The organism is Mycobacterium liflandii, assembly GCF_022354805.1.
GTDB classification, from domain to species: domain Bacteria; phylum Actinomycetota; class Actinomycetes; order Mycobacteriales; family Mycobacteriaceae; genus Mycobacterium; species Mycobacterium marinum.
The window spans coordinates 721,621-746,678 of sequence record NZ_CP023138.1 but is presented as its reverse complement, the minus strand read 5'-3'; the positions used below and the strand labels follow the sequence as shown (position 1 = coordinate 746,678).

Sequence of the window (25,058 nt, the reverse complement as noted above, 5' to 3'; positions counted from 1 at the left end):
CGAGTCCCGGCGATCTAACTCCCGGCGGTGGCCGGGGCACTCTCCACCGGCGCCGGCTCGGTGTCGCTCTGGGCGGCTCGCTGGATGGCTCCGCGGTCAGGTCGTGAGCGCACCCGCAGCGGCCACCAGAACCACCGACCCAACAGCGCAGCAATGGCCGGGGTCATGAACGCCCGCACCACCAAGGTGTCGAACAGCAGCCCCAGACCGATGGTGGTGCCCACCTGTCCGATCATCCGCACGTCACTGACCACCATGGATGCCATGGTGAACGCGAACACCAGCCCGGCGTTGGTCACGACTTTGCCGGTGCCGCCCATGGATCGGATGATGCCGGTATTGATGCCGGCGGGGATTTCCTGTTTGAACCGGGAGACCAGCAACAGGTTGTAGTCCGACCCCACGGCCAGCAGCACGATGACCGACATCGCGATCACCAGCCAGTGCAACGGCATGCCGATGATGTGTTGCCACAGCAATACCGACAATCCGAACGAGGCGCCAAGTGAAATCGCGACCGTACCCACGATCACGCCGGCAGCCACCAGCGCGCGGGTGAGGATCAGCATGATGACGAAAATGAGGCAGAGCGAAGCGATTCCGGCAATCAGAAGATCCCATTTCGCGCCCTCGGAGACGTCCTTGAAGATGGCGCCCACCCCGGCCAGGTAGATGGTGGCGTTCTCCAACGGAGTCCCCTTGAGTGACTCCTCGGCCGCGGTGCGGATCTTGTCGATACTGGCGATGCCGCTGGCCGAGGCGGGGTCGCTGCGGTGCAAGATGATGAAGCGAGCCGCGTGCCCGTCCGGCGACAGGAAGCTTCCCATCGCACGTTTGAAGTCCGCGTTCTCGAACACTTCTGGCGGCAGATAGAACGAGTCGTCGTTCTTGGCGGTATCGAACGCCTTGCCCATCGCGTTGGCGTTCTCGCTGAGCTCGGTCATCTGGTCGACCATGCCCGACATGGTGCTGTGCATGGTCAGCATCATGGTCCGGATGTGTTCCATGGATTCGATCATCGGCGGGAACGTCTCGGTCATCTGCGGCATCAGCCGGTCCACGTTCTCGAGGTCACCGACCATCACGTCGAGTTTCTCGTCGATCTGATCCAGACCGTCCAGTGCGTCGAAGAGAGACCGGAATGTCCAGCAGTTCGGAATGTCGTAGCAGTGCTTCTCCCAGTAGAGGTAACTGCGGATCGGACGCCAGAAGTCGTCGAAATCCGCGAGTTTGTCCCGCAGTTCGTTGGTGATCTGCTGCATCTCGATGGTGTCGCCGACCATCCGGTGGGTGTTGTCGGCCAGCTGCGACGACAGTTCGTACATGCGCCTGGTCAGCGCGATCGTCTTGGCCATCTCGTCGGCCTGGGTCAGTAGGTCATTCATCCGCGCGCGCTGGTAGTGCAACGACTGCACCTGACCGGCGTTTTGCATGCTGAGCCGAAACGGGATGGTGGTGTGGTCCATGGTTGTTCCGGAAGGCCTGGTGATGGCCTGCACGCGGGAGATTCCCGGAACCCGGAATATGCCCTTGGCCAGCTTGTCCAGCACCAGAAAGTCGGTGGGGTTGCGCATGTCGTGATCCGACTCGATCATCAGGATCTCCGGGTTGATCCGCGCCTGGGAGAAGTGGCGGTCCGCGACCGCGAGGCCCTGATTGGCGGGGATGAAGCTGGGCAGGTAGGCCCGGTCGTTGTAGCTGGGCCGGTAGCCGGGCAGGGTGATCAGACCGACCAGCGCGACGGCGCACGTGACGGCGAGAATGGGCAGCGGCCAGCGCACGATGGCCGTGCCGACCCGCCGCCAGCCGCGTACCTGCAGCACCCGTTTGGGGTCGAACGCGCCGAACCGGCCGCCGACGACAAGGACGGCCGGCGCCAACGTCAATGCGACGAGCAGGGCCACCAGCATCCCCACCGAACAGGGGATGCCCAACGTCTGGAAATAGGGCATCCGGGTGAAGCTCAGGCAAAACGTTGCCGCGGAGATGGTCAGACCGGAGCCCAGGATGACATGGGCGGTGCCGCGGTACATGGTGTAGAAGGCCGATTCGCGGTCTTCACCGGCCTGCCGGGCCTCCTGGTAGCGACCGACGATGAATATCCCATAGTCGGTTCCGGCGGCGATCGCCAGTGACGTGAGCAGGCTGACCGCAAAGGTGGAAAGCCCGATCAATCCGCTGTGGCCGAGCAGCGCGACGGCCCCGCGCGCCGCGGTCAGTTCCAGGCCCACCGTGACGAGCAGCAAGAACACCGTGACGGGGGATCGATAGACAAACAGCAGCATGATCAGGATCACCGCGACCGTGGTCAGGGTGATCTTGGCCATGGATCGGTCGCCGCTCTTGTGTAGATCCGCGGCCATGGCCGGCCCACCGGTGACGTAGGCCTTCACCCCGGGTGGGGCCGGGGTGGCGTCAACGATCTTGCGGACCGCCTCGACGGATTCGTTGGCCAGCAGCTCACCTTGCTTGCCGGCCAGGCTCACCTGGACAGTGGCCGCCATGCCGTCGTTGCTCTGGGCGCCCGCCGCCGTCAGCGGATCCCCCCCAGAAGTCCTGGATGCTCAGCACATGCTTCTTGTCGGCGCGCAGCTTGCGGATCAGCCCGTCGTAGAACTTGTGGGCATCGTCGCCGAGGGGCTTGTCGCCCTCCAGGATGATCATGGCCACGCTGTCGGTTTCGCCTTCGTTGAAGACGTGGCCGATGCGGTTGAGGGCCACGACCGACGGCGCGTCGGTGGGGCTCAGCGACACCGAACGCTCTTGTCCGACCACTTCCAGTGATGGGACGAACACGCTGAGCAGGACCACCACCGCCAACCAGAACAGGATGATCGGCACCGCGAGGGTGCGGATCATCCTGGCGACAAATGGCCGTTCGGCCGCAGTGGTGCCGGTCTGGCCGGGCACTGACTGTGTGGTACTCACGCGGTCTTCACCCTATCGAAAGTGGGCACCCCGCCCGCACGCTACCGAAGCACAACTCGAGGACAACTCCTTGCGCTGCGCTCACTGGCGCTTCATGGCGGGGTGGATGCGGGCCATGATCGAGCCCATCCAATCCGGTGGCGTTACCCGGATCAGTTCGGCCGAGATGCGGTTGGCAAGACCGGGGACGACGACGGCCTTGCCGGCTGCCAAACCGTCGATGCCGGCCTGCGCCACCTGATCGACGGACTTCCACATGATCTTGGGCAAGCTCTCGGTTTCCTGCTGGGTGAACCCGGCGACGTCGCCGAAGCTGGTGTCCACCGGTCCCGGGCTCAGCGCCGTCACCGAAACACCGCTGCCGTGCAGTTCGCCGCGCAGGCTGTGGGTGTAGGACAACACGAACGCCTTGGCCGCACCGTAGGCCGCCTGCCCGGGCAGGGGGGCGAATCCGGCCACCGACGCCACGTTGAGCACCGCGCCTCGCCCGCGTTCGACCATGGTCGGCAGAAACCGGCTGCACAGGTCGACCACCGCGGCCACATCGACCTCGACCAGGTTGAGTTCCTGTTCGGGAACCGATTTCGCCACCGGACCCAGCGTCGACAGCCCCGCGTTGTTGATCAGGATGTCGGGCACCAGGCCCAGCGCCGCCACCCGGTCGACCAGGCCGGCGCGGTCGCTGCGCACAGACAGATCGGCGGGCAGCGGGTGGGTATCCGAACCCAACCGTCCCGCGAGGGCTTCGAGGCGGTCGGCACTGCGGGCCACCAACACCACCTGGTAGCCACGCTGGGAAAGGATCCGGGCGAATTCCTCGCCGATGCCCGACGAGGCGCCGGTGACGATGGCGGCGCGGTCTTTTCCTGGTGGTGGGAGAGCCATAGGGTGACCGTACCGGCCCACTGGGCCGGATAGGGAAAGCCGCGGCAACTGGGCCGACTCGGGGCATTTGCCGGCCGGGGTTCCCGGTGGTGGCCCGGTGATCAGTCGCCGGCCGCAGCGGCCTCGGCGTGCCCCGCGAGGCGGTCCAGCGAAGCGCGCAGCTGCACGGTGGTGGTGGCCCGCGCCCGGGGGAACCGCGCCGGGTCGGACAGCTCCGTCCAGTCGTATGTGTGGGTGACCAGGGTGCGGGTACCGCTGATCGGGGTGAGCTCCCAGCGCCAAAGATGACCGGGCGGCGTTTTTCCGAGTTCTGATGGGCGCCAGGCGATCAACCGGGCCTCGGTGAACTCGACGATGTGGTTCTCGCGCACGCTGCCCAGGGTCAGCGTCATGCGGAAGACATCGCCGACCCGGTGTACCCGTTGTCCCGCGGCACAGTGGGCAAGATTGTCGTTGCCGTCCCAGTCGGGCTGGCGAGACGGGTCGGCGATCAGCTCGAATATTTGCGCCGCGCCGGCCGCAATTTCGCGGGTGGCACTCACCACACGTTCGGAGCGGTCGGGCAGCGGGGCGTCGGTATCAACCACCTACCCATCCAAACACTGCGCCGGCTCGGCGCGGGTACCGCGGCTGGCAATCGGTGAGGTGACTTTGGGCCGATCCTGGTGGGGACCTTTGGCCATCGACGCGCCGTTGTGTCGCTGAAATACTGATTGTTACCAGGGCAACCTGGTGGTCTGTCCGAAGTGCAGTAAGCCCATTTTTGGGCGAGGCCCGCAAGGGCCTGCTTGACCCACCGTCAGAAGACGGGGATCTGCCTTCGGGCAGACCTCTTATGTGCGAGCGCCCAGATATACGTCACTGCGACGAGCCGCGGCGTTTCCTGTACATCAGGTATGTGTCGCGACGGGCACCACCCGCGCCGAGCCGCACCCGCGGATGGTTCAGTCCACCACCGACAGCAGGTGCAGCAATATCCGGGCCGAGCTGACCGAAACCTCGTCGACGAACCGATTGAAATCCAGCCCGGAACCGGCGCCGGCGAGGTCGGAGAGCGCGCGGATGGCCAGCCAGGGAATGGCAAAGGACTCGCATACTTGAGCCAGCGCACCGCCTTCCATCTCGATGGCCATGCCGGCAAAGTCGTTGTAGAGCTGGTCCCGGGTGCGCGCGGAATGCAGATACTGGTCGCCGGTGAGGATGGTTCCGTAGTTGATCCGCGGTGGGCGGGCTCCGCCCCCGGCGGCGGCCGACAGCGCTGGCAGGGTGAAGTCCTCGAGGCGGTGTTTGACCCGATCCAGCAGTTCCGGGTCCACCCGATAGCCCAGCTGTTCGGTGGGTTTGATGAACGGGACGTGGCCGGGCTGGTAGGGCTGCAGTCCGTCATCGGTGAGCAACCCACAATCATGCTGCACCACGCGATCGGCGATAACGATGTCGCCGATGGACAACGCCGGGTCCAGTCCTCCGGCGACCCCGGTGAAAATCACGGTGTGACAATCGAATCGGTCCGCTAGCAGGGTGGCGACCAGGCCGGCGTTTACTTTGCCCATTCCGGCCGCGGTCAGCACCACCCGCCGATCCCCCAGTTGACCGGCATAGAAACAAATTTGGGCGATCTCCTGTTGATCGGTGGCGACCAGATTGGTGCGCAGATAGGCCAATTCCTGCGGGATCGCGCAGATAACACCTATCGTCACCGTGAACCGTTGCCCTGCAAGTCAATCTCCCATCGCCGGCCAACTCCACCGGTGGCCCAAAAACCTGACCGCGATTGTAGCGACAGGCCAAAGCGGGCTCGGCCGGTCTATCAGGGCAGCGCGGCTACAAAGGTTTCGTTTGTCAGGCCGGCGGCGAGCTCGTCGACGTCGAACGGCCGGTCCAGGCGGGCCCGAAACTTCGCCACATCGACGAGCAGACTTATCTCGTAGGTCTGGCGAGCGAAGAACCGTCCGACAACGGGGTACAGCCGGCGCATCGTGGCCCGGCCCGCGGCGTTGCAGCTTGCCGCGCAGTAGCCGATGTGGCCCAATTCGTCGGTGAGTATCTCGCTGTAGAGGCGCTCGATCCGGGCCGCCACCGCCGGTTCGTCGGCGAACAGTTCGACTCCGGCGCGTCGCAGCTCGTCGAACATGATGCAACCCGCCATCTCGCCCGCGCCCACGATTGGGAATGCGAGTCGATCCGGCAGGAACACGCTCATCTTGACGAACTGGCGCACCAGCAACGGTGGCGCAATCACCTGGAACGGCAGACCAAACATGTCCAGCACGTACGCCAGCAGCCGAGTGTGATAGTGCTCCTCGAGTTCGACGTAGACCCGCTCCGGCGGCAGGTCGGCACCGCTGTTGACTCCGTAGGTTTCGCCCAGGTTCACCCCAAACCGCTCAGCCTGGTTCAGCTTGGCGGTGGCCAGCAAGAACAACATCGCCCGGTCGAGTCCCGGCTCGGGTCGACGCCGCCGCAGGTTGCGCAGGAACACCTGCCGATCGACGCGGCGCGCCGAGCGAATGGGCTCGGCTACTAGCGCTGCAAAGAACTCTTCCCGGGTGGCAAGCCGGCGATGCAACAGGTCCGCCTCGCCGTCGCGTCGGGCCAGATATTCGCGGTAGCCCTCGATACCTGAACTGCTCATCGTGCCTCCATTCCGTGAACAACGGTCGTTACGAAGCGGTTCAGTAACGCGGTCCGCGCGTCCGGCGTCGTCGCGCCGGTGGCCAGCAACGCGAACAAACCGGTCAGGAAGATCACCCCCAGCTCACCCGCGTCGGCATCCGGTGGGACCCGATCCGCCCGCTGCGCCTGCGCGATCGTCTCAATGACGAATTCGGCCAACGGGTGTTCGCCCAGCTGGTCCTCGACCGGCCGGGTTGGGGCAAAATGCAATCCGAGCATGTCCCGGAACACAAGCGGGCCCAGCCGTCGCTCGACGGCAACCACCTGGTGCGCCAGCGAACTCAATACCGATACCAGGTCGGTGGAATCGGCGGTTGGATCGCGCAGCTTTGCCACAATGGCGAGTTCCTCAGCGCGCTCCAACTCCACCAAGACGTGCTCCTTGGTGGGGAAGTGGAAGTAGAACGTCCCCCGTGCCACCCCGGCCGCCGCGGCGATCGCCGCCACATCCGCGCCGACTTATCTCGGCGACCGCGGCATCGAATACCCGCGCCCGGCTGCGCAGCCGCTGAGCCTCGCGCACCTTTTGCTGCGGCGAGTGCGGCGCGGTAGTCGACGCGGTCGAGCCCACACCGATACCGTACGAGCATTAACTGACACCTGTCAATGACGGATGTCAGCGAACTGTGGTGCGGGAGCCTCGCCGGAACTTCAGCAGGTAGCCGGGCAGCCGGCGGGCCGGGACCGGCCTCGGCCAGTCGTCGGCGCGAAAGTACGCGTCGGAACCGCCATCCACGAACACCACACTGCCGCAGAGGAAATCCGCAGAGTCGCTGAGCATGAAACATATCCAGTCGGCCATGTGGGTGACCTCGCCGAATCCACCGACCGGGATCGGGAACGACCGGACGGCCTTGGCCTGAGTCGGGTCCGACAGCTGTTCGGCCAGCAGCGGCGTCATGATCGCGCCGGGCGCCAGAGCGTTGAGCCGCACCCCCGATCCGGCCCACTCCGGCAGCACCGCCTGGCGCCGAACCCAATGGCTCACCGCGATTTTCGACGCCGCATACATCAGCGAAGGCGCGGCTCTACCGAACAACCGCACCGCGCGCACCGCCTTGTCGGCATCATGGTCGAGCAGCGCCCGCACGCTGCGCCGCGGCACCATCGGAACAGTCGTCGTCGAATTACTTGCGATCACAACTGCTTTGGCCCGTTCGGCGGCAGCTAGAGCGGGCCGCCACGCCTGCAATAGCTCCACCACACCCAGGTAATTGACCTGGGCGATGCGATGCAGCCGGCCCGGGCCCGGACTCGGCCCCAATCCCGCGGCCAGTACCGCGCCATCGAGCCTGCCGTCACAGGCCGCAATGACGTCGCTTGCGGCCCGTAACCGGCCCTGCTGTGTCGACAGATCGGCGACGACGTCGGCGCCATCGAGGTCGACGCCGATCACCCGATGGCCCGCTTCCCGAAGCCGACTCGCGGTCGCATTTCCCATCCCAGACGCCGATCCCGTGATCGCATAGGTCCCCATACCGACCTCCGTTCGTTGCTGAGCGCAGTATGCCTGCTCGCCGGCCCGCAGCGCTGTTAGGTTGCGAGGATGTCCGACGAATGGCCTGGCACCGATTTCGACCGGCTCGAGTCGGTCTACGGGCCGCTGACCGCATCGATCCGTCGCCTCATCGAGGTCAGCATCCGCACCCAGGCGGATCCGGCGACGGTCACCGCTTCCATGGCCAAAATCGACAGTGCTGCCGAGGAATTGAGTGACGCGCTGCACCCGGGAGGGTTCGGCGTCCAGCTGACTCCGGAGGGTGAGACCGTCGCATGGGGCAATGTTGTGGTGGGTGTGCGCAACCCGGTCGCACCACCGTTGTCGATCCATCACGAACCCGACGGACTGGTGTGGTCGGAGTTCACCTTGGGCGCGGCTTACGAGGGGCCGCCAGGCCATGTGCACGGCGGCGTGTGCTCGATGATCCTCGATCATGTGCTGGGCGCGACGGCCCATCTGCCGCGCCGCCCCGCCTATACCGGGACGCTGACCTTGCGCTACCGGCGCGGCACCGTGCTCGGACGGCCGCTACGCGCCGAGGGCCGCGTTGAACGTATCGAAGGGGTCAAGACGTTCTCGGTCGGCCACATCGCCGACGAAAGCGGCATAACGGTGGAAGCCGAGGGGATATTCATCCAGTCCAAGCAGATCCGGGCCTGAGCGTCGCCGCGCCGAGCCGGTCCGTCATGTCACCATGGCGGCGCGCTCCAGGTCCAGCAGCTGCTCACCATGCAGTTCCTCGTCATAGGCCTTGCGCCCACCGCGCAGACCGAACAGCCGCTTGGAGATCAGCAGGTAGAGCACGGCGGCCACATTGATGCTGAAGGTGACCACCCGGGTCATGGTGATCCCCCTGGCCAGGTCGTGGATCTCCAGCGGCAGGAAGACCGAGGTTGCCACCACCGCGAAGTACTCGCCCCAGCGTTTGAGCAGCCACAGGCGCACCCCCTCGACCACCTGCAGGACGGCGTAGGCGGCGAGCATGAAGGTGATCAACGCGAGCGTCGATGGCTTTGCGGCCAGCGCCTTTTCCAGTTCCTGAACGACGAACATCTGATCGACCTTGAACCCGGCGGCGCGAAAGATCGGCAAATCCCGATCAAGGGTTGTCTGAATGGCTCCCCGCGCGCCGCGAAACTCCCATACCGCCCACGCCGCAAGCCCGAGCACCATCGCCCGAAACAGGCGTTCGACCGCCAACGTGCGAATGATGATGGCCTGACGCAGCGCCTTGCCACGCATGATCAACGGCGCGTCTTCCGGATGCCCGCGGCCACGCGGCGCACCGAGCGTGAAGTCACCACAGCGCAGACAGCGCCACACTTCACCCAACTCGGTGTCGGCGCTGAGCCGGTCCGCCAGTGCCCCAGGGCTCCGGCGTTGTTGATTAGCAGGCTTGTGAGCTGGGGAATTGTGGATTGAGGAGGTCTAGGCGGCGGTTGGCGGTCAAAGCGGTGATCCGGCAGGCTTCGGCGATGTTGTCGGCGCCGTTGAGGCGGTGCAGATTGATCGCGGTGTTGCGTAGCGTTGCTAGGACCTGTGCGCCGTTTCCGGTATGTGCCCTTTGATGGTCTTCGTCGAAGGTGACGTCGCGTATCCAGTGCAGGCTGTTCTCGATTCCCCAGTGTTGACGCATCCAGGTCATGATCGCGGTAGGGCGGGCGTGCTCGAACGGCAGGCTGCAGATGGCATAGACCACCTCCACGCTGCGCTGGTCGGTGGCGGTGATCAAGCGTTCACGAGTGATCCGGATGATTTGTTTTGCGTAGGGGAAGCCGATTCCTCGTGCAGCGGTGATGATTTGCAGGGTGCGGGTCTCGACACGGCCGTGGCCGCGGGAGTCGTCGGTAGCGGCTGTGGGCACCTCGGCCCAGGGCAGCGCGGTGATACGCGCAAGTATTTTGGCTTGGTTGGACTTGACGATCATCAGGTAGTGCGACTTCAAGGTGGCGCAGATCAACTTCGCGGTGACGACCTGGGTATGCATCGCATCCACGGTGACCAGCCACCGCAAGCTACCCGGCAGCAGCGTGAGCAGGGCACGTACGCAGGGAATTTCATTGCTTTTCTCGGCGACAGCGAGTTGACCGAGCACCAATCGGGCACGGTGGGCGAACACCGACACGAGATGCGTGGCTGTCGCTTTGGCGCGTAAAGCACCACGCAGCATCTTGCCGTCCAACGCGATCGGCACCAATCCACTGGGGTCGCTGCTGGCCACGTGTGCAGTGAAGTAACTGCCCATCCTGGCGTTGAGGTCGGCGGGGTCTAGCCGAGACAAAACATCGCGGAAGGTCTTCTCACTGGGCCGCCGGAACCGGACCCCTAATTAGGCCAACACATCATCGGGAGCGGTGGCCGCCCATGTGGCAAAACCAGCATAGCCGCGCATCCCCGCGGCAGTGGCCAGAACCGCGATCGCCAACAAAGCCATCAGCGAATACCTCCGACCGCGTGGGTCCCTCGGGTCTGGCACCGAGGCCAACACACCGAGAAACTCCGATCCGATGAGCTCGCTGCGCTCACCAGGACTCCAGCGGTCGAACACCTCTGGAACCGACGACACAGGCAATACTGAAACGGTAGGCACGGGCAACTCCAGACCAACGACGAACAGTAACCAACTCGATCGTTCTCCAGATAGCCCGTGCCTACACTCCGGCCCCAATAGCGCGGCACCAAAGATCATCAACCCAGCTCACAAGCCTGCTAATCAACAACGCCGGAGCCCTGGCCAGTGCCCGGTCATCGTGTGAGTAGGTGGCATGACCGGTCACCGAGCAGACCAGCAGCTCCCAGCGATTCACACCATGATCTTCACGCTTGGTCACGAGCCGATCATTCAACGCGTTGCGCGAACCGTGCAAGCGGGCGCGCAGTGGCATTCCCTAGCCACCGACCAGCTTCGAAGTACGCCATGACCGAACGCAAAGATGGACAAGACATTTCCGAGACGGCCTGCGCTACCCGCTCGGCATCGCGTCTCGTCTTTGTCTCCACAGATCTCGTTTGCCCGCAACGTCATTGCCATGCCGTTGGTACAGCGCACGATATGGAAGTGGGTCGCGCGCGGAGGTAGCTGCGGGCGGCGAAATCGGCAGCCGCACCGGCCACCGGGTGTAGGCTCGTGACGACTATGGATGAGCCCCTGCGGTACGAGAAGCTCGACGGCGGTGTCGCTATCGTCACCAACACGGATGCGCCACGGAACCGGATGGGCCTGGCCTACGTTGAGCGGCTCAGCGAGGTGGTAGACGACATTGCCGCCGACGACGAGATCCGGGCCTTCGTCATCACCGCGGACGGTCTGGAGAACTTCTCCGTCGGGATGAACCTCAAGGAACTGCCAACCGGCATCCAGGCGGCGGGCAGCGTCGACGCGTTCTTCGATCGACGCCTCGATCTCATCCAGCGCATCGAGAACATGGGCGAGCCTTCCGTCGCCACGCTGTTCGGCCACTGCCTGGGAGCCGGCCTCGAACTCCCACTGGGCTGCACCTTCCGCCTCGCCGCCGAGGAAGGGGCGTCGATCGGGCTGCCGGAGTTGCACCTGGGTTCGACTCCTGCCTGGGGAGGCTCGGCTCGGTTGGCCAAGACCGTGGGGCGCCAGCATGCCCTCGGCATGGTCTTGCGGGCCAAGACCGTGACCGGGCCGCAGGCACATGCCATCGGTCTCGTCGATGAGGTGTGGCCACTCGACGAGCTGAAGGACCGAGCAACGCAGCTCGCCCTGGAGTTAGCGGGGCAACCCGCTCTTGCCGTGCGGGCCATGCTGGGAACCTTTCATGACTGCGAGCACCGGACTTTGGACGATCTACTCGCCGCGGAGCGACGGGCCATCCACGCAACCTTGAGTTCCGATGATGCCCGCGAGGGGATGATGGCTTTTCTCGAGAAGCGCCCGCCGGTGTTCAACCGACCCAAACGGCCTCGGTGAGTCCGAAGCCGTTGCGCTGCTCACGCGGGCCAGCACCGTCGCCGTGAGCTCGGGCGGTCAGCCGGGCGCCTGCCAGGTGATCAGCACCCGCCCATAGAGCAAGCGCCGCACTCGGGCCCCGGGCAGCAGTTCCCGAACCAATTCGCGCAACTGTGAAAACGTCACCGGCGGTGGCCATTTGATGGCGGCGGTGTGGTCCCATTTCCGTCTGACTCGATTGGCGACGCCAGTAGCCAGCCACGCGGTGAGGTGCCACAGGACGTTTCGCGGGGACGGTCTGACAAAGGTCACCACCGCCAGCGTTCCGCCGGGCAACACCAGCTCCGCAAGCCGGATCAATGCCCCACGGGTGTCCTCGATGTGGTGCAACGACGCGTTGGCGAGCACCGCGTCGAAGCCGCGATGCGGTAGCTCGCCGGTCATGACGTCGCCGTGCACCCACCGGATGGAGGTGTCGGCGAATCGGTGTTCTGCGCGTCGCAGCACGTCCGCGTCGACGTCCAAAGCGGTGACATCGGGTACCCGGTCAACCAGCCGGGCCGACAGGAAGCCGTCCCCGCACCCGACATCGAGAGCGGTTTGGGTACCCGGCGCGACGGTGGCAGCCAACAACGCGTCGTAATGAATGTTGATGTTCCACGGTTGTCCCGCCGGCACCTGTCGAAGGTAGCCTCAGCCGCCCTATTGTTGGCCATTGGGGCGGCCCGGGCCGCGTTGCCAGTTCGCGCGGGTTCGGGGAGTAGGTCGGCGGGGCCGAAGAAGATGGGGTAGCTGTGAGCCGGAACGTTCTGACCGTGATCGGGGTCGGCGGCATGGGGCAGGCGATCGCCCGGCGGCTCGGCTCGGGCAAGACGGTGCTGTTGGCCGACAATAACGCCGACACGTTGGCATCGGTAGCCGAATCCCTTGCCGCGGAGGGACATGACGTCAGGAGCCGCGGCGTGGATGTCTGCGCCGCGGAGTCGGTTCACGATCTCGCCCAGTACGCCGCCACCCTCGGTGCCGTCACACAATTGGCGCACACCGCGGGGTTGTCTCCGGCGCAAGCGTCAGCGCAGGCAATCCTGGCCGTCAACCTAGTCGGCGTTGCGCTGGTGCTGCAGGAGTTCGGCGCGGTGATCGCCCCAGGGGGCGCGGGTGTGATCATTGCCAGCATGGCGGGCCATCTGTTGCCGCCGCCCAGCGCCGAACAAGAACACGAGCTCGCCCACCGCCCGCCCGGACAGTTGCTCGAACTGGACTTCGTCGGCAGCATCGTGAAGCCGGCCTTCGCCTATCCGTTCGCTAAGCAGGCCAATAGCATTCGGGTCCGTGCGGCAAGCCGCCAATGGGGGCAGCGGGAGGCACGAGTCAACTCGATCAGCCCCGGCATCATCTCGACACCCATGGGACAGCAGGAACTCGCCTCCCCGGTCGGCGATGGGATGCGGGCGATGATCGCCATGTCCGGGACCGGTCGAATCGGAACCCCCGACGACATCGCCGCAGCGGCGGGCTTCCTGCTGGGCCCCGAGGCAACATTCATCACCGGGGCGGATCTCCTGGTCGACGGCGGTGTCGTCGCCGCCATCAGGGCGAACGGCTAGCCGCACGAGCCAGACCGGGCAACCGGTCAGACCGTCATCTGGATGCTAGACCGTGGATGGCGCATCGAAGTTGTGCAGGTTCTGGTTTGTCCCCTCACTCACGGTCACGTAGCCGTTGCCGTCCGGGTGAAAGGCTATCGCTTCGCCCTGCGACTCATCCGGTGTCGGGCCGGCAACCGCCGGCTGCGCCAACGCCATCCAAATGTCTTGGGAAGGATCACGATTCCACAAGTAGACGTGGCCATAGGTGCGCACGGCCAGTTGCGTTCCGTCCGGCGATACATCGGCCCCGGTCACCAAGTAGCTAGAGCCGCTCGGCAATGCCAGCGTGCCCACGTTCTGCAGGGTGGTGGTGCTGCCGCTAGCCAGTCCAGTGGGCGCCGAATAGATCGCGGGATTGCCGCTCGAGGTCTTGTCAATGATGAGCATGCGTCCCGTGCGCGGGTCCACCATGAGCGCCTCCGCGTTGTGTGGGCCGTCGGGATATTTGAGATTGAGCGTGTCCACACCGGTCAGCGTGGTGGTGACGGGGTTGGCGGCGGTGCCGGTGACTATCGGCTCCGGTACCCGATAGACGGCTATTGCGCTGCGGGAGAGCCCATTATCGCCAATGTCGCCCAGGTAGAGGTAGGACTGGCCCGGCACCGGTCCGGGACCGATCGCGATGTCCTCCCAGTCGGATGCCTTCGCACCGCTGAGCGTGTAGGTGCCCAGCGTGGCCCCGCTCTTGGCATCGATGGCGAATACCCGCGCCGTATCCCCGGAATCGTTGTGCACCCAATAGATGTTCGGGTTGGCGACGCCGGACTCGATGCCGGATATCTCGTCGAGTGAGGCATTCGTAATGGGTCCGGCGTTGGACGCCACCAGGTCTCTCCAGGCGGCCGCGTCAACCGCGTTCTGGCCGGCCCCAGAGCCCGGGTCCGGCGGATTCCCGGGGTCACCCGGCGCACCGACATGCGCGCCCTGGGCACCATCGGAACCGGCGTGGCCGTAGAGCCGGCCGCCGTTGCCGGCGGCGCCGCCGGCCCCGGGGTCGACGCCCGACCCGCCGCTGCCCCCGTTTCCCCCGTCACCGATCCATTGGGCCGAGCCACCCGGGCCGCCCGGGCCGCCGGTTCCGCTGGTTCCACCGGAACCGCCCTGCCCGCCCAACCCGCCGTTACCGAACAACAGTCCGCCAGATCCGCCGCGGCCGCCCGCCTGCGCCGACGTCGTGCTCACCCCCGAACCGCCCTGCCCGCCCGCCCCACCGGTGCCGATCAACCCCGCATTACCGCCGTTGCCGCCGACCTGACCGGCGGCGCCGGACCCGCCGTCGCCGCCATTGCCGTACAACAATCCGCCGGGGCCGCCGTCGCGGCCGGTGCCCGGCGCACCATCGCCAATGAGTTGGCGGCCCGTTAGCGCCTGGCTAGGCACATTGATCACGCCCAGCAGGTCCCGCTCGACGAGCTGTAGCGGCGAAATGCCGGCCTGCTCGGCGGCACCATACGCACCCCCGGCGCCACCCAACGCCTGCACGAATCGAGCGTGAAAGGCGGCCACCTGAACGCTGATCGCCTGGTACTGCCGCCCCTGGCCGGAAAGCAGCGTTGCGATGGCCGCCGAGACCTCATCACCGGCGGCCGCCAGCAGTGCGGTGGTGGAGCCGGCGGCCGCCACGTTGGCCGCACACACCGACGAGCCAACGCCCGCCAGATCGGCCGCGGCACTGGCGAGCAGGTCGGGGATCGCGACCAGATGCGACATCGATGTCCTTCCGCCACGGGACGACCGGTCATATAATCAATCGATTGATTGTAAGAGACGGCCTGGCTTTCAGGACGAGATTGCGAAGCCACTTGGTGGCAAGGTTGTGCTGAGTTGTCGAGGCGACCTGCCAGAGGAGGACGACCTTCAATGAGAAGCCGCGCGGCCATCCTTTATGGGTACGGTCACCCCTGGACCGTCGAAGAATTCGAGCTCGACCCGCCGCGCGCCGGCGAGGTGCTGCTGCAACTGAGCGCGACCGGACTGTGCCACTCCGATGAACACATCCGACGCGGCAACCTCGCGCCACCACCGGAGACACTGCGCTCTTTGGGGCTGCCGACCATGTCCCCGACCATCGGCGGCCATGAAGGATCCGGCGTCGTGCTCGAGGTCGGCGAGGGGGTGACCCGGTTCGCACCCGGCGACCATGTGGTGACGTCTTTCATCGCGGTGTGCGGCCAGTGCCGCTGGTGCGCAACGGGAATGGAATACCTATGCGATACTGGATACGGCACCTTGGCACCCGGAATGCCCACCGACGGTACGTTCCGTCATCACAGCCTCGATGGACGCGACCTCGGCCACGTGTCCAAGATCGGCGCGTTCGCCGAACATACGGTGGTCTCGGCCGATTCGCTGGTCAAGATTGATCAGACGTTCCCGCTGGTGCCGGCAGCCCTGCTGGCCTGTGCGATACCGACCGGATATGGCTCGGCGGCACGACGCGCTCAGGTCCGCGGCGGCGACATCGCCGTGGTGATCGGCGCGGGCGGCATCGGAACAGCGGCCATCCAAGGCGCCCGTATCCAGGGAGCGACCCGCATCATCGCGGTCGATCCCGTTGAGTTCAAGCGCAAATCCGCGCTGACCTTTGGGGCCACTCATACCGCGGCGACCACGGACGAGGCCGTTGAGACGGTGCGCGAGCTAACTCGCGGCGTGATGGCGGATGTGGTCGTGGTATCCCCCGCCACGATCGGCCCGGCCGACGTCGCGGCGGCACTGTCGCTGACCCGCAAGGGCGGAACCTGCGTGCTCACCGGTCTGCCGGACCCCGCGATGCACTCCATCGCCGTCGGTCTTCAAGACTTCGTGCTGATGAATAAGACGCTGTGTGGCACGGTCTTTGGCTCGTGCAACCCAAAGAGTGACATTCCGCTGCTGGCCACGATGTACCAGTCGGGGCAGTTACTCTTGGACGAGATGATCACCAAGCGCTACTCGCTCGACAGCATCAACGACGCCTACGCCGATCTGGTTGCCGGCGAGTTGATCCGCGGGGTCATCGATTTCAGTCTGAGCTGACGCCGCGCTCCCCGGCCCGCCCCGCAGCGCCGCCGGCGACACCCCCTTGTGGTGCAACCAGTCCCGTGGCCTGATCCGCCAGGTTCGGCGCGCGTATTCCAGCTCGGTGTACGGCCACTGGGTGACGATGCGCCCCGAAGGTGAGCGGAAGTAGCTCTGGCACTGAGTCCAGATCGTGCGTTCCAAATCCGCGGAGATCTCGTCGTTGTAGCGCCTTTCCGCCTCCGGACGGACATCGAGGTATCCACCGCGGCGCGCCAGCCGACTGGCCGCGCTGGCCACCAGGCGTGCGCCGGCCTCAAGTATGTAGACGATCGAGTTTCCGCCCTGGTTGGTGTTCGGACCGTAGAGCATGAAGAAGTTCGGAAAGCCGCCGACTGCCGCACCCAGGTAGGCGGCGGGGTCATCACCCCACCGCTCGTGTAGGGACTGCCCTCCGGTGCCGATCACCTCGATGCCCGACAGGTAGCGCGACGTCTCAAATCCCGTGGCCAGCAACACCGCATCGACGTCTACGACTTGCCCGGCAGTCGTGACGACCGAGGTCTCGGTGACTCGCTCGATGGGATCAGTAACGAGTTCGACGTGGTCGTGCTGTAGCGCCCGGTAGAAGTCATCACCCAGCAGCACTCGCTTACAACGGAACGGATAGCCGGGCGTCAGCGCACGGCGCAGCCGCTCATCGGCGACGACGCGCTCCAGGAAGGAGGTAGCGATCTGGGTGCGCGATGTCACCACCGGATCATCGGCGAAGGTAGCGTTGTTGTCATGCTGGAACTTCCAGATCTGCCAGCGGGTCCGCCGAATTGCCAGCGGGTTGCGCCGAAACTGCCTCAATTCGGTTGCGGTGTAGCGGCGATCGTCCTTGGGAACCATCCAAGGTGGGGTGCGCTGAAATACCGTCAGGCGCCCAGCGAGCTTCGCCAGTTCGGGGACGACCTGCACCCCGCTGGCCCCGGTGCCGATCACCGCCACCCGTTTTCCCGTCAAATCGACACGGTGATCCCAGCCGGCGGTGTGCATCAACGTGCCACCGAAATCGGTCAGCCCGGCGATGTCGGGCAGCTTGCGCGGCCCGAACAAGCCGGTCGCACACACCACCACGTCGGCGGTCAAGATAGCGGTCCCCCCGGCCCGGTCCACCTGGCAGACCCACCCCCACGTGTCCTCGTCCCAGCGGATCGAGCGGACCATGGCGCTCAGCATCAGGTGGCGGCGTAGATCGAAATCGTCTACGACCGATTCCAAGTAAGCCAGGATCTCGGGTTGCCGAGCATAGGTGCGGCTCCAGAATTTGTTGGGCGCAAACGAAAATGAGTACAGATGACTCTGAATATCGCAGGCGGCTCCCGGATAGGTGTTGCGACGCCAGGTCCCCCCAACGCTGTCGGCGCCCTCGATAATCACCAAATCATCAATCCCCGCGCCGCGCAGCGCAACGGCGGCGGCGATGCCGCCAAAACCGGCCCCGATGATGACGACCCGTGGTGGGCGCCCACGCCGGGTCGCCGCCCGGAGCCGGCCCGCGAAGTACCGTAGCCGGGCCGCCGGCCGGGTCATCGTGGCACCTGCGCACCACGAATCGCCAGACCTTCCAGGTCCCCTTTGGCCCGCCATGTCTCGAGGATGTCGGCGTATTCGGTGGGAGCGCCGAAGAAGAAGCTGCCCTGGCGAGTCTTGGCATCCGCCTTCCCCTCGCGGTTGTAATAGCCGGGGGTGCAGGTCTTGGCCCGCTCGGCGGTCGCCGCCGAACGGGTCACCACCGCCTCGACCCAAGCGGCCTCGGCCTCCGGCGAGGCCTCAACCTCGCTCACCCCGTGCTCGAGCGCCCAGGCGATGATCCATGCGACATGACTGGCCTGTGCACATCGAGCAGATATGGAAAGTTCACCGTGAGGCCGGCCTGGGCGATGCTTTCGATGAAGCAGTTCGGGAAACCGTTGGCACACAGTCCCTGAAAGGTGCGCACACCGTCGCGCCACCGGTCGGTCAGGGTGATGCCGTCCCGGCCGATCAGTTCGAAGCCGGTGCGACGGCAGTAGTCGGTGCCAACTTCGAACCCCGTCGCAAAGATCAGGCAATCCAGCTCGTAGGCCACCGAGTCGACCACCACGCCGGACTCGATGATGCGCTCTACGCCGCGCCCCTCGGTATCGACCAGCGTGACGTTGTCGCGGTTGAAGGTCTGCAGGTATTCGTCATGGAAGCACGGCCGTTTGCAGAAGTATCCGTACCACGGCTTGAGTGCTTGCGCGGTGGCACGATCGGTCACCAGCTGATCGACCCGCGCCCTGATCTCCTCCATCTTGGCGAAGTCGGCGAACTCGATTTCCCGCGAGCGTTTCTCCGGGTCCGTCGTGCCGGCGCTGTCGTGACGCATCACGGGAAGCTTGCGGGTAATGCTCGTCCAGGCATCAGCGACCAGATCTTCGGATGCCTGCCCTCCGGCGGTCAGAACTTGAAAGTTCGTGATGCGTCTGCGCTGCCAGCCCGGCTGTAATGTGGCAGCCCACTCGGTATCCGTGGGTTCATTGGCGCGCACATCCACCGACGAAGGCGTGCGCTGAAACACGTAGAGCTGCTGGGCCGCCGCCGCCACGTGGGGCACGCACTGCACTGCCGTCGCGCCCGTGCCGATGATGCCGACCCGCTTGTCGGCCAGATTCTGCAAGCCCTGGCCGGTGTAGCCGTAGTCCCACCGGCTGGTGTGGAACGTCTTGCCGCCAAAGCTGGCGATCCCGGCGATCCCGGGCAGCTTGGGCTTGGCCTGATATCCGTTGGCCACCGATACGAATCTGGCCCGGATCCGGTCCCCGTGATTGGTCCGAATGATCCAGCGGGATATGTCCGCATCCCAGCGGATTTCGTGGACGTCGGTCTGTAGGCAGGCATCTCGGTACAGGTCGTACTTCGCAGCGATGCGCTGACAGTGCGCAAAGATCTCGGCGCCCTTGGCGTACTTTTCGGTCGGAATGTAGCCAAGCTCCTCGAGCAGCGGCATGTACACATACGACTCGACATCGCACGCGATCCCCGGATACCGATTCCAGTACCAGGTACCCCCAACGTCGGCCGCGCGGTCGATCAGCCGCACACTTTGCACACCGAGTTGGCGCAGCCGTGCACCGGTCAGCAGACCGCCGAAGCCGGCCCCGATGATCGCCACGTCCACCTCGTCGGTCAGGGGTTCGCGCGCGAATTCTTCATCCGCCCAGGGATCCTCGCCAAATCGGGAGAACTCACCCGCGATCCAGGGCTCCGGCGTTGTTGATTAGCAGGCTTGTGAGCTGGGGAATTGTGGATTGAGGAGGTCTAGGCGGCGGTTGGCGGTCAAAGGGGTGATCCGGCAGGCTTCGGTGATGTTGTCGGCGCCGTTGAGGCGGTGCAGATTGATCGCGGTGTTGCGTAGCGTTGCTAGGACCTGTGCGCCGTTTCCGGTATGTGCCCTTTGACGGTCTTCGTCGAAGGTGACGTCGCGTATCCAGTGCAGGCTGTTCTCGATTCCCCAGTGTTGACGCATCCAGGTCATGATCGCGGTAGGGTGGGCGTGCTCGAACGGCAGGCTGCAGATGGCATAGACCACCTCCACGCTGCGCTGGTCGGTGGCGGTGATCAAGCGTTCACGAGTGATCCGGATGATTTGTTTTGCGTAGGGGAAGCCGATTCCTCGTGCAGCGGTGATGATTTGCAGGGTGCGGGTCTCGACACGGCCGTGGCCGCGGGAGTCGTCGGTAGCGGCTGCGGGCACCTCGGCCCAGGGCAGCGCGGTGATACGCGCAAGTATTTTGGCTTGGTTGGACTTGACGATCATCAGGTAGTGCGACTTCAAGGTGGCGCAGATCAACTTCGCGGTGACGACCTGGGTATGCATCGCATCCACGGTGACCAGCCACCGCAAGCTACCCGGCAGCAGCGTGAGCAGGGCACGTACGCAGGGAATTTCATTGCTTTTCTCGGCGACAGCGAGTTGACCGAGCACCAATCGGGCACGGTGGGCGAACACCGACACGAGATGCGTGGCTGTCGCTTTGGCGCGTAAAGCACCACGCAGCATCTTGCCGTCCAACGCGATCGGCACCAATCCACTGGGGTCGCTGCTGGCCACGTGTGCAGTGAAGTAACTGCCCATCCTGGCGTTGAGGTCGGCGGGGTCTAGCCGAGACAAAACAGCGCGGAAGGTCTTCTCACTGGGCCGCCGGAACCGGACCCCTAATTAGGCCAACACATCATCGGGAGCGGTGGCCGCCCATGTAGCAAAACCAGCATAGCCGCGCATCCCCGCGGCAGTGGCCAGAACCGCGATCGCCAACAAAGCCATCAGCGAATACCTCCGACCGCGTGGGTCCCTCGGGTCTGGCACCGAGGCCAACACACCGAGAAACTCCGATCCGATGAGCTCGCTGCGCCCACCAGGACTCCAGCGGTCGAACACCTCTGGAACCGACGACACAGGCAATACTGAAACGGTAGGCACGGGCAACTCCAGACCAACGACGAACAGTAACCAACTCGATCGTTCTCCAGATAGCCCGTGCCTACACTCCGGCCCCAATAGCGCGGCACCAAAGATCATCAACACAGCTCACAAGCCTGCTAATCAACAACGCCGGAGCCCTGACCCGCGATCTCCACGTACTGCGCGATCCCGTCGGGACGCAGCCGCTTCGTCCGCTCTTCGGCGTACTTCTGGCGCAACACATCAACGTCGAACGCGCACCCGACGGTTTCAGTCAAGGTCTCAACTCCGCTCTACGCGAGATGACCCTATAAGTGATCGCTTGATCATATCAAGCGATCACCACGTATTCGAGGCCCCACAAATCGCCAGTTCGGCCATCAGCAGCGAAACAGCGTGCCCCTGATCAAACCCTTGGCCGCGCTCAGCGCGGCGTGGAATTGGTCCAGTGGCAGGGTGGCCGCCATTTCGGTCAGACCGTAGATGAGCGCATAGATCGCCTCTATCGCACCGGCCGTATCGGCCTGCTCGGCAAGCTCACCCCGGCGCCGGGCATCCTCGACCAGACCCCTGATTATTTCTCGAAACGCGGTGAACCCGACTTCGCCGAGTTGGCCGCTCCCCTCCTGGGCGTCCACAGCGATGCCGTCTTCGGCCCGGATGGCGAACTCGAAGGCGGCCAGTTGCGGGTATTCCCGGATCAACTCGCCGCACTCGTCGAGCACCGCTTCGATGCGATCAACGATGTTGCCGCCGCCTTCGGCGGCCCGCCGCAGTCGCGGCATCGCCGCATCGGCCCTGGCCGCGATCGTCTCCTTGATCAGCTCGGACTTGTTCGGAAAGTAGTTGTACAAGCTGGCACTGGTCACATTCGCGGTGCGAGCGATCTCGCGGATGGTGGCTCGCGCATATCCCACTTTGCTGACACGCTGCATCGTCGCGACGATGATCCGCTGACGGGTTTCCTCGCCACTGGCGCCCACCGGGCGGCCCAGCTGCGTGCGGGTCATTGCGGTCGGATCCTCACCAACGGGTCTTGCATATTCATCGGCCGTGGGCGCATTGCGGGCATAGTCGAATATATTCGAATGATCATGACTTCCGGCGTCCGCGGGGCCGCGGTGAGTGATCGACAGCCCGATTGCGAGTGCCGCCTGACATGACCGTCCCCACCTTCTCGACGAGATCCCAGCTCGGCCGGCCGGTGGGCGCGCGCGGCGAACAAACCCGTCAACGGATCATCACCGCGGCAATGCGTTGTGTGGCCGAGGCCGGCCCCGCCCAGGCGTCGATCCGCGAGATCGCCAAGGCGGCCGACATGACCAGCGGCAGCTTGTACCACTACTTTCCGAACAAGTCGGAGCTACTCAATGCCACCGCCACGGAGATCGAAGAGATCGTCTTGCCCCGGCTCCATGCCGCCGCGGCCTCTTCCGATGACATCGTCGACCGGCTCGACGCGGTGTTGGATGAGTCGAAACGGTTGATGCGCGACTATCCCTACCTGGCCGGGTTCCTACGAGCGGTGCGCGCCGAGAATGCCGACCAGACCGGTGGCGGCCGCCGAACCTACCCGGGCTCCAAGGCCCTTCGCGACGTCATCACCGAAATCGTCGACGACGCCCGGGGGCGGGGCGTGCTGTCCGCCGGCATCGCCCCCGGCGCCGCGGTGGACGCCATCTGCGCACTGACGCGCGGCCTCACCGAGCAAGCGGCGAATCTGGGTCCGCAGTCCTACGACGTCACACTCGACTCGGCCAAGCAACTGCTCCGAGGATCACTGTTCGCGGGAGCCAAACCAACGGCCACGCACCGAACATGAGTTTGCTGACCGCGTTGCGGCTGAACATGACCAACATCGCCGATCCGGCGGCAGACCACGCCCAGCGCTATCGCGCCGCGCTCGACATGGCCGAATATGCCGACCACCACGGGTTCACCGCGGTCAGCGCCGAAGAACATCACTTGGCCGCGACCGGCTGGCTGCCGTCGCCGCTGATTCTGGCCGCCGCGGTGGCCGGACGCACCCGAAACGTGCGCATCAGCATCAATGCTCTGATCGTCCCGCTCTACGATCCGGTTCGGCCCGCCGAAGACATCGCCGTGCTCGACAACCTGTCCCAGGGCCGCTTCAGCTTCGTGGCCGGCATGGGCTACCGGCCCCAGGAGTACCACGCCGCCGGCAAGGACTGGTCGCGCCGGGGTGCCCTGATGGACCACTGCCTTTCGGTGCTGTTGCAGGCGTGGGGCGATGATCCGTTCGAATACGATGGCCGGCTGATCAATGTCACCCCCAACCCGCGGACCCATCCACACCCGATCCTTTTCGTCGGCGGGATGAGCGTTGCGGCGGCCCGCCGGGCCGCGCGCTTCGGCTTGCCGTTCTCCCCACCGATGGCGATGCCCGAACTCGAGGCCGTATACCACCAGGAGCTGGCCCGCCGTAACAAGCGGGGATTCGTCTACCACCCCGAAAACGGCAGCACCGTAACGCTATTGCACGCCGACCCCGACGAAGCCTGGTCCCGGTTCGGCGGTTTCATCATGAACGAGGCCACCGAGTACAGCGGTTGGAAGCGCGCCGATGTCCCCCGCCCCAACGAAGCACCGGCGGCTTCGATCGCCGAGCTGCGCGGCCTCGACAACGTGCAGATCCTCACTCCCGACCAACTGGTCGGCCAGCTGCAACGAGGCAGAAAGGAAGTCGTGATGAACCCGCTCATCGGAGGGCTGCCTGTCGAGGTCGGCTGGAGCGGCCTGAGGCTGCTGGCAGAAGAGGTGCTACCCGCGTAGCCGACATTCCCGACTCCGCCACCACGAAGCCCTGACCCCTGGCCCGCCTACCCGAGAACAAGGATGGTTCATCATGCTCCTGCCCCTGTCAGCGCAGCCCTACACGGCACCTACCGACCGCGACATGCTGCCGTCCGAGCGCCGCGAGTTCGTCCGCACCCACCGCACGTGTGTGTTTGGATACCGTCGGCGCAACGACGGCCCGGGGATGTCGATCGTCTACTACATCCCCACCGATGACGACGAACTGTTGGTGGCCACCATGGCCGGGCGCGGCAAAGCCAGAGTCGTCGAGCGCGACGGCAAGGTCAGCTTGTGCGTCCTCGACGAGCGTTGGCCGTTCACCTATTTGCAGGTCTACGCCGACGCGATGCTAGATCCGGACCGTGAGCTGGCGGTCGACGTCATGATGGCCGTTGCCGGCCGGATGTCGGGGCAACCGCTCGACGCCCAGGCGCGCCCGAGCGTCGAGGCGATGTGCGAACGCGAGAACCGCGTCGTGATCCGCTGCCGGCCGTACTCCACCTTCGCGACGCCGCCACGACACCTGCACCGAAACGACCAGGTGGAGCAACTGACGCACTGGGTGTCGGGAGTCGTGCCCTGGGACGCCGCGGACCCCGCGTCATCACGGTGAGTGACGGCGGGGCAGTCATTGACCTATCGCGCGGCGTAGCGATCACGCAGCTTGGCCAGCGTTGCTTCGATGCCGGCCGCGTTGGCCTTGCACGCGCCAATCCGCTCGTAGTACTTGAGCTTGTTCTTGAGCTCACCCGCCGCGTGGTAATCAAAGGTCTCGGTGACGCGGGTGAGCGTGGGCGAGAGAGACTCGAACTCCCATCTCCAGCGGTGCCCGGCCGGATGCCGCCATTCGACCAATTCGTTGGGCTTGAGAGCGGTCACCGTGCTGGTAATGCGGTACGGCACGCCGAACATCCGCATGTTTGTCGAGAACTTCGTGCCGGCCACCAGGGTCACCGGCGCCTTGATGTTGTCGCGAACCGTGCCGGAGCCGTCCAGTTCGCTGTGACGCCGCGGATCAGCAACGATTGCGAACAGCTCGGCCGCGGGAGCGGCCACTTCGACGGAACGACTGACCCGACGAGGGCCCGCATCGACAACCACGACAGTCATCAGTTCTCCTCGCGTCACGTGAACTCGCCCCAGCCTACGTAACCCGCTAGCCCATTTGCCTTGCCACCGGCCGGTAGCCGCTCCACACCCGGGACACCCGCT

At 65.2% G+C, this 25,058-nt stretch carries 18 protein-coding genes and 6 pseudogenes; 7 read left to right on the top strand and 17 right to left on the bottom strand.

Translation table 11 applies throughout. The annotated features are described in order from the left end of the window. Window positions 1–14: 14 nt before the first annotated feature. From CKW46_RS03525 to CKW46_RS03495, 7 genes and pseudogenes are all read right to left on the bottom strand, one after another. Window positions 15–2,859, bottom strand: a pseudogene (locus tag CKW46_RS03525) (MMPL/RND family transporter). A gap of 150 nt (window positions 2,860–3,009) precedes the next feature. Further along, window positions 3,010–3,813, bottom strand: coding sequence for an SDR family NAD(P)-dependent oxidoreductase (locus tag CKW46_RS03520; RefSeq protein WP_015354058.1), 804 nt, complete (start codon window positions 3,811–3,813; stop codon window positions 3,010–3,012). A gap of 101 nt (window positions 3,814–3,914) precedes the next feature. Then, window positions 3,915–4,400: an SRPBCC family protein gene (locus CKW46_RS03515; protein WP_011742353.1), complete on the bottom strand. Its 486-nt coding sequence runs from the start codon at window positions 4,398–4,400 to the stop codon at window positions 3,915–3,917. A 357-nt stretch (window positions 4,401–4,757) separates the two neighbouring features. Beyond that, window positions 4,758–5,513 (bottom strand): 5'-methylthioadenosine/adenosylhomocysteine nucleosidase, encoded by a 756-nt coding sequence (locus CKW46_RS03510; RefSeq protein WP_482052823.1) that lies wholly within the window; start codon window positions 5,511–5,513, stop codon window positions 4,758–4,760. Window positions 5,514–5,623: 110 nt separating this feature from the next. Then, window positions 5,624–6,448 carry a hypothetical protein gene (locus tag CKW46_RS03505; protein WP_482052822.1) on the bottom strand — a complete coding sequence of 275 codons (825 nt, stop codon included), beginning with the start codon at window positions 6,446–6,448 and terminating at the stop codon, window positions 5,624–5,626. Then, window positions 6,445–7,060: pseudogene (locus tag CKW46_RS03500) on the bottom strand (TetR family transcriptional regulator). The gene CKW46_RS03505 and the pseudogene CKW46_RS03500 overlap by 4 nt, the downstream one beginning before the upstream one ends. Before the next feature lie 45 nt (window positions 7,061–7,105). Beyond that, window positions 7,106–7,966, bottom strand: a complete 861-nt coding sequence (locus CKW46_RS03495; RefSeq protein ID WP_261879979.1) for an SDR family oxidoreductase — start codon at window positions 7,964–7,966, stop codon at window positions 7,106–7,108. Window positions 7,967–8,035: 69 nt separating this feature from the next. Between CKW46_RS03495 and CKW46_RS03490 the strand changes: the two genes are divergently transcribed. Further along, window positions 8,036–8,650, top strand: a complete 615-nt coding sequence (locus CKW46_RS03490; protein WP_482052821.1) for a PaaI family thioesterase — start codon at window positions 8,036–8,038, stop codon at window positions 8,648–8,650. A 24-nt stretch (window positions 8,651–8,674) separates the two neighbouring features. Here CKW46_RS03490 and CKW46_RS03485 read toward each other — a convergent pair. After that, window positions 8,675–9,355 (bottom strand): annotated as a pseudogene (locus CKW46_RS03485) (DUF2127 domain-containing protein); the annotation flags it as partial. A gap of 22 nt (window positions 9,356–9,377) precedes the next feature. Continuing rightward, window positions 9,378–10,580: pseudogene (locus tag CKW46_RS03480) on the bottom strand (ISAs1-like element IS2404/ISMul1 family transposase). 546 nt (window positions 10,581–11,126) lie between these two features. Here CKW46_RS03480 and CKW46_RS03475 point away from each other — a divergent pair. Beyond that, the gene (locus CKW46_RS03475; protein WP_117437804.1) at window positions 11,127–11,927 is read left to right on the top strand and encodes an enoyl-CoA hydratase/isomerase family protein; all 801 of its coding nucleotides are present in this window, start codon (window positions 11,127–11,129) and stop codon (window positions 11,925–11,927) included. Between the two features lie 57 nt (window positions 11,928–11,984). On the opposite strand, the gene CKW46_RS03470 is transcribed toward CKW46_RS03475, so the two are convergent. Then, complete coding sequence (locus tag CKW46_RS03470; protein WP_482052820.1) at window positions 11,985–12,584, bottom strand: class I SAM-dependent methyltransferase; 600 nt, start codon at window positions 12,582–12,584, stop codon at window positions 11,985–11,987. A gap of 116 nt (window positions 12,585–12,700) precedes the next feature. Here CKW46_RS03470 and CKW46_RS03465 point away from each other — a divergent pair, with 116 nt between their 5' ends. Continuing rightward, on the top strand, window positions 12,701–13,513 hold the full coding sequence (locus tag CKW46_RS03465; protein WP_117437806.1) for an SDR family oxidoreductase: 813 nt from the start codon (window positions 12,701–12,703) through the stop codon (window positions 13,511–13,513). 45 nt (window positions 13,514–13,558) lie between these two features. Here CKW46_RS03465 and CKW46_RS03460 read toward each other — a convergent pair whose 3' ends face one another. Beyond that, window positions 13,559–15,265: a PE family protein gene (locus CKW46_RS03460; RefSeq protein WP_482052819.1), complete on the bottom strand. Its 1,707-nt coding sequence runs from the start codon at window positions 15,263–15,265 to the stop codon at window positions 13,559–13,561. A 150-nt stretch (window positions 15,266–15,415) separates the two neighbouring features. Here CKW46_RS03460 and CKW46_RS03455 point away from each other — a divergent pair, with 150 nt between their 5' ends. Further along, the gene (locus CKW46_RS03455) at window positions 15,416–16,573 is read left to right on the top strand and encodes a Zn-dependent alcohol dehydrogenase (protein ID WP_117428235.1); all 1,158 of its coding nucleotides are present in this window, start codon (window positions 15,416–15,418) and stop codon (window positions 16,571–16,573) included. Here CKW46_RS03455 and CKW46_RS03450 read toward each other — a convergent pair. The 5 genes and pseudogenes from CKW46_RS03450 to CKW46_RS03430 form a co-directional block, all read right to left on the bottom strand. After that, window positions 16,457–18,133, bottom strand: a complete 1,677-nt coding sequence (locus CKW46_RS03450; protein WP_482052818.1) for a flavin-containing monooxygenase — start codon at window positions 18,131–18,133, stop codon at window positions 16,457–16,459. The genes CKW46_RS03455 and CKW46_RS03450 overlap by 117 nt on opposite strands. Next, window positions 18,130–19,823 (bottom strand): annotated as a pseudogene (locus CKW46_RS03445) (flavin-containing monooxygenase); the annotation flags it as partial. The pseudogene CKW46_RS03445 and the gene CKW46_RS03450, both read right to left, overlap by 4 nt. A gap of 21 nt (window positions 19,824–19,844) precedes the next feature. Continuing rightward, window positions 19,845–21,047 (bottom strand): annotated as a pseudogene (locus CKW46_RS03440) (ISAs1-like element IS2404/ISMul1 family transposase). Window positions 21,048–21,166: 119 nt separating this feature from the next. After that, window positions 21,167–21,307 (bottom strand): hypothetical protein, encoded by a 141-nt coding sequence (locus CKW46_RS03435; protein ID WP_158420113.1) that lies wholly within the window; start codon window positions 21,305–21,307, stop codon window positions 21,167–21,169. A 102-nt stretch (window positions 21,308–21,409) separates the two neighbouring features. Then, complete coding sequence (locus tag CKW46_RS03430) at window positions 21,410–22,039, bottom strand: TetR/AcrR family transcriptional regulator (RefSeq protein WP_015354051.1); 630 nt, start codon at window positions 22,037–22,039, stop codon at window positions 21,410–21,412. A gap of 149 nt (window positions 22,040–22,188) precedes the next feature. Here CKW46_RS03430 and CKW46_RS03425 point away from each other — a divergent pair, with 149 nt between their 5' ends. The 3 genes from CKW46_RS03425 (at window position 22,189) to CKW46_RS03415 (ending at window position 24,459) form a co-directional block, all read left to right on the top strand. Further along, on the top strand, window positions 22,189–22,851 hold the full coding sequence (locus CKW46_RS03425) for a TetR/AcrR family transcriptional regulator (RefSeq protein ID WP_020727713.1): 663 nt from the start codon (window positions 22,189–22,191) through the stop codon (window positions 22,849–22,851). After that, a complete protein-coding gene (locus CKW46_RS03420) occupies window positions 22,848–23,822 on the top strand; it encodes an LLM class flavin-dependent oxidoreductase (protein ID WP_482052817.1) in 975 nt (324 codons plus the stop codon). The genes CKW46_RS03425 and CKW46_RS03420 overlap by 4 nt, the downstream gene beginning before the upstream one ends. 73 nt (window positions 23,823–23,895) lie before the next feature. Then, entirely contained in the window at window positions 23,896–24,459 is a 564-nt protein-coding gene (locus CKW46_RS03415) for a pyridoxamine 5'-phosphate oxidase family protein (RefSeq protein WP_015354048.1), read from the top strand. A gap of 23 nt (window positions 24,460–24,482) precedes the next feature. On the opposite strand, the gene CKW46_RS03410 is transcribed toward CKW46_RS03415, so the two are convergent. Continuing rightward, window positions 24,483–24,956: an SRPBCC family protein gene (locus CKW46_RS03410; protein WP_015354047.1), complete on the bottom strand. Its 474-nt coding sequence runs from the start codon at window positions 24,954–24,956 to the stop codon at window positions 24,483–24,485. Between the last annotated feature and the right edge of the window lie 102 nt (window positions 24,957–25,058).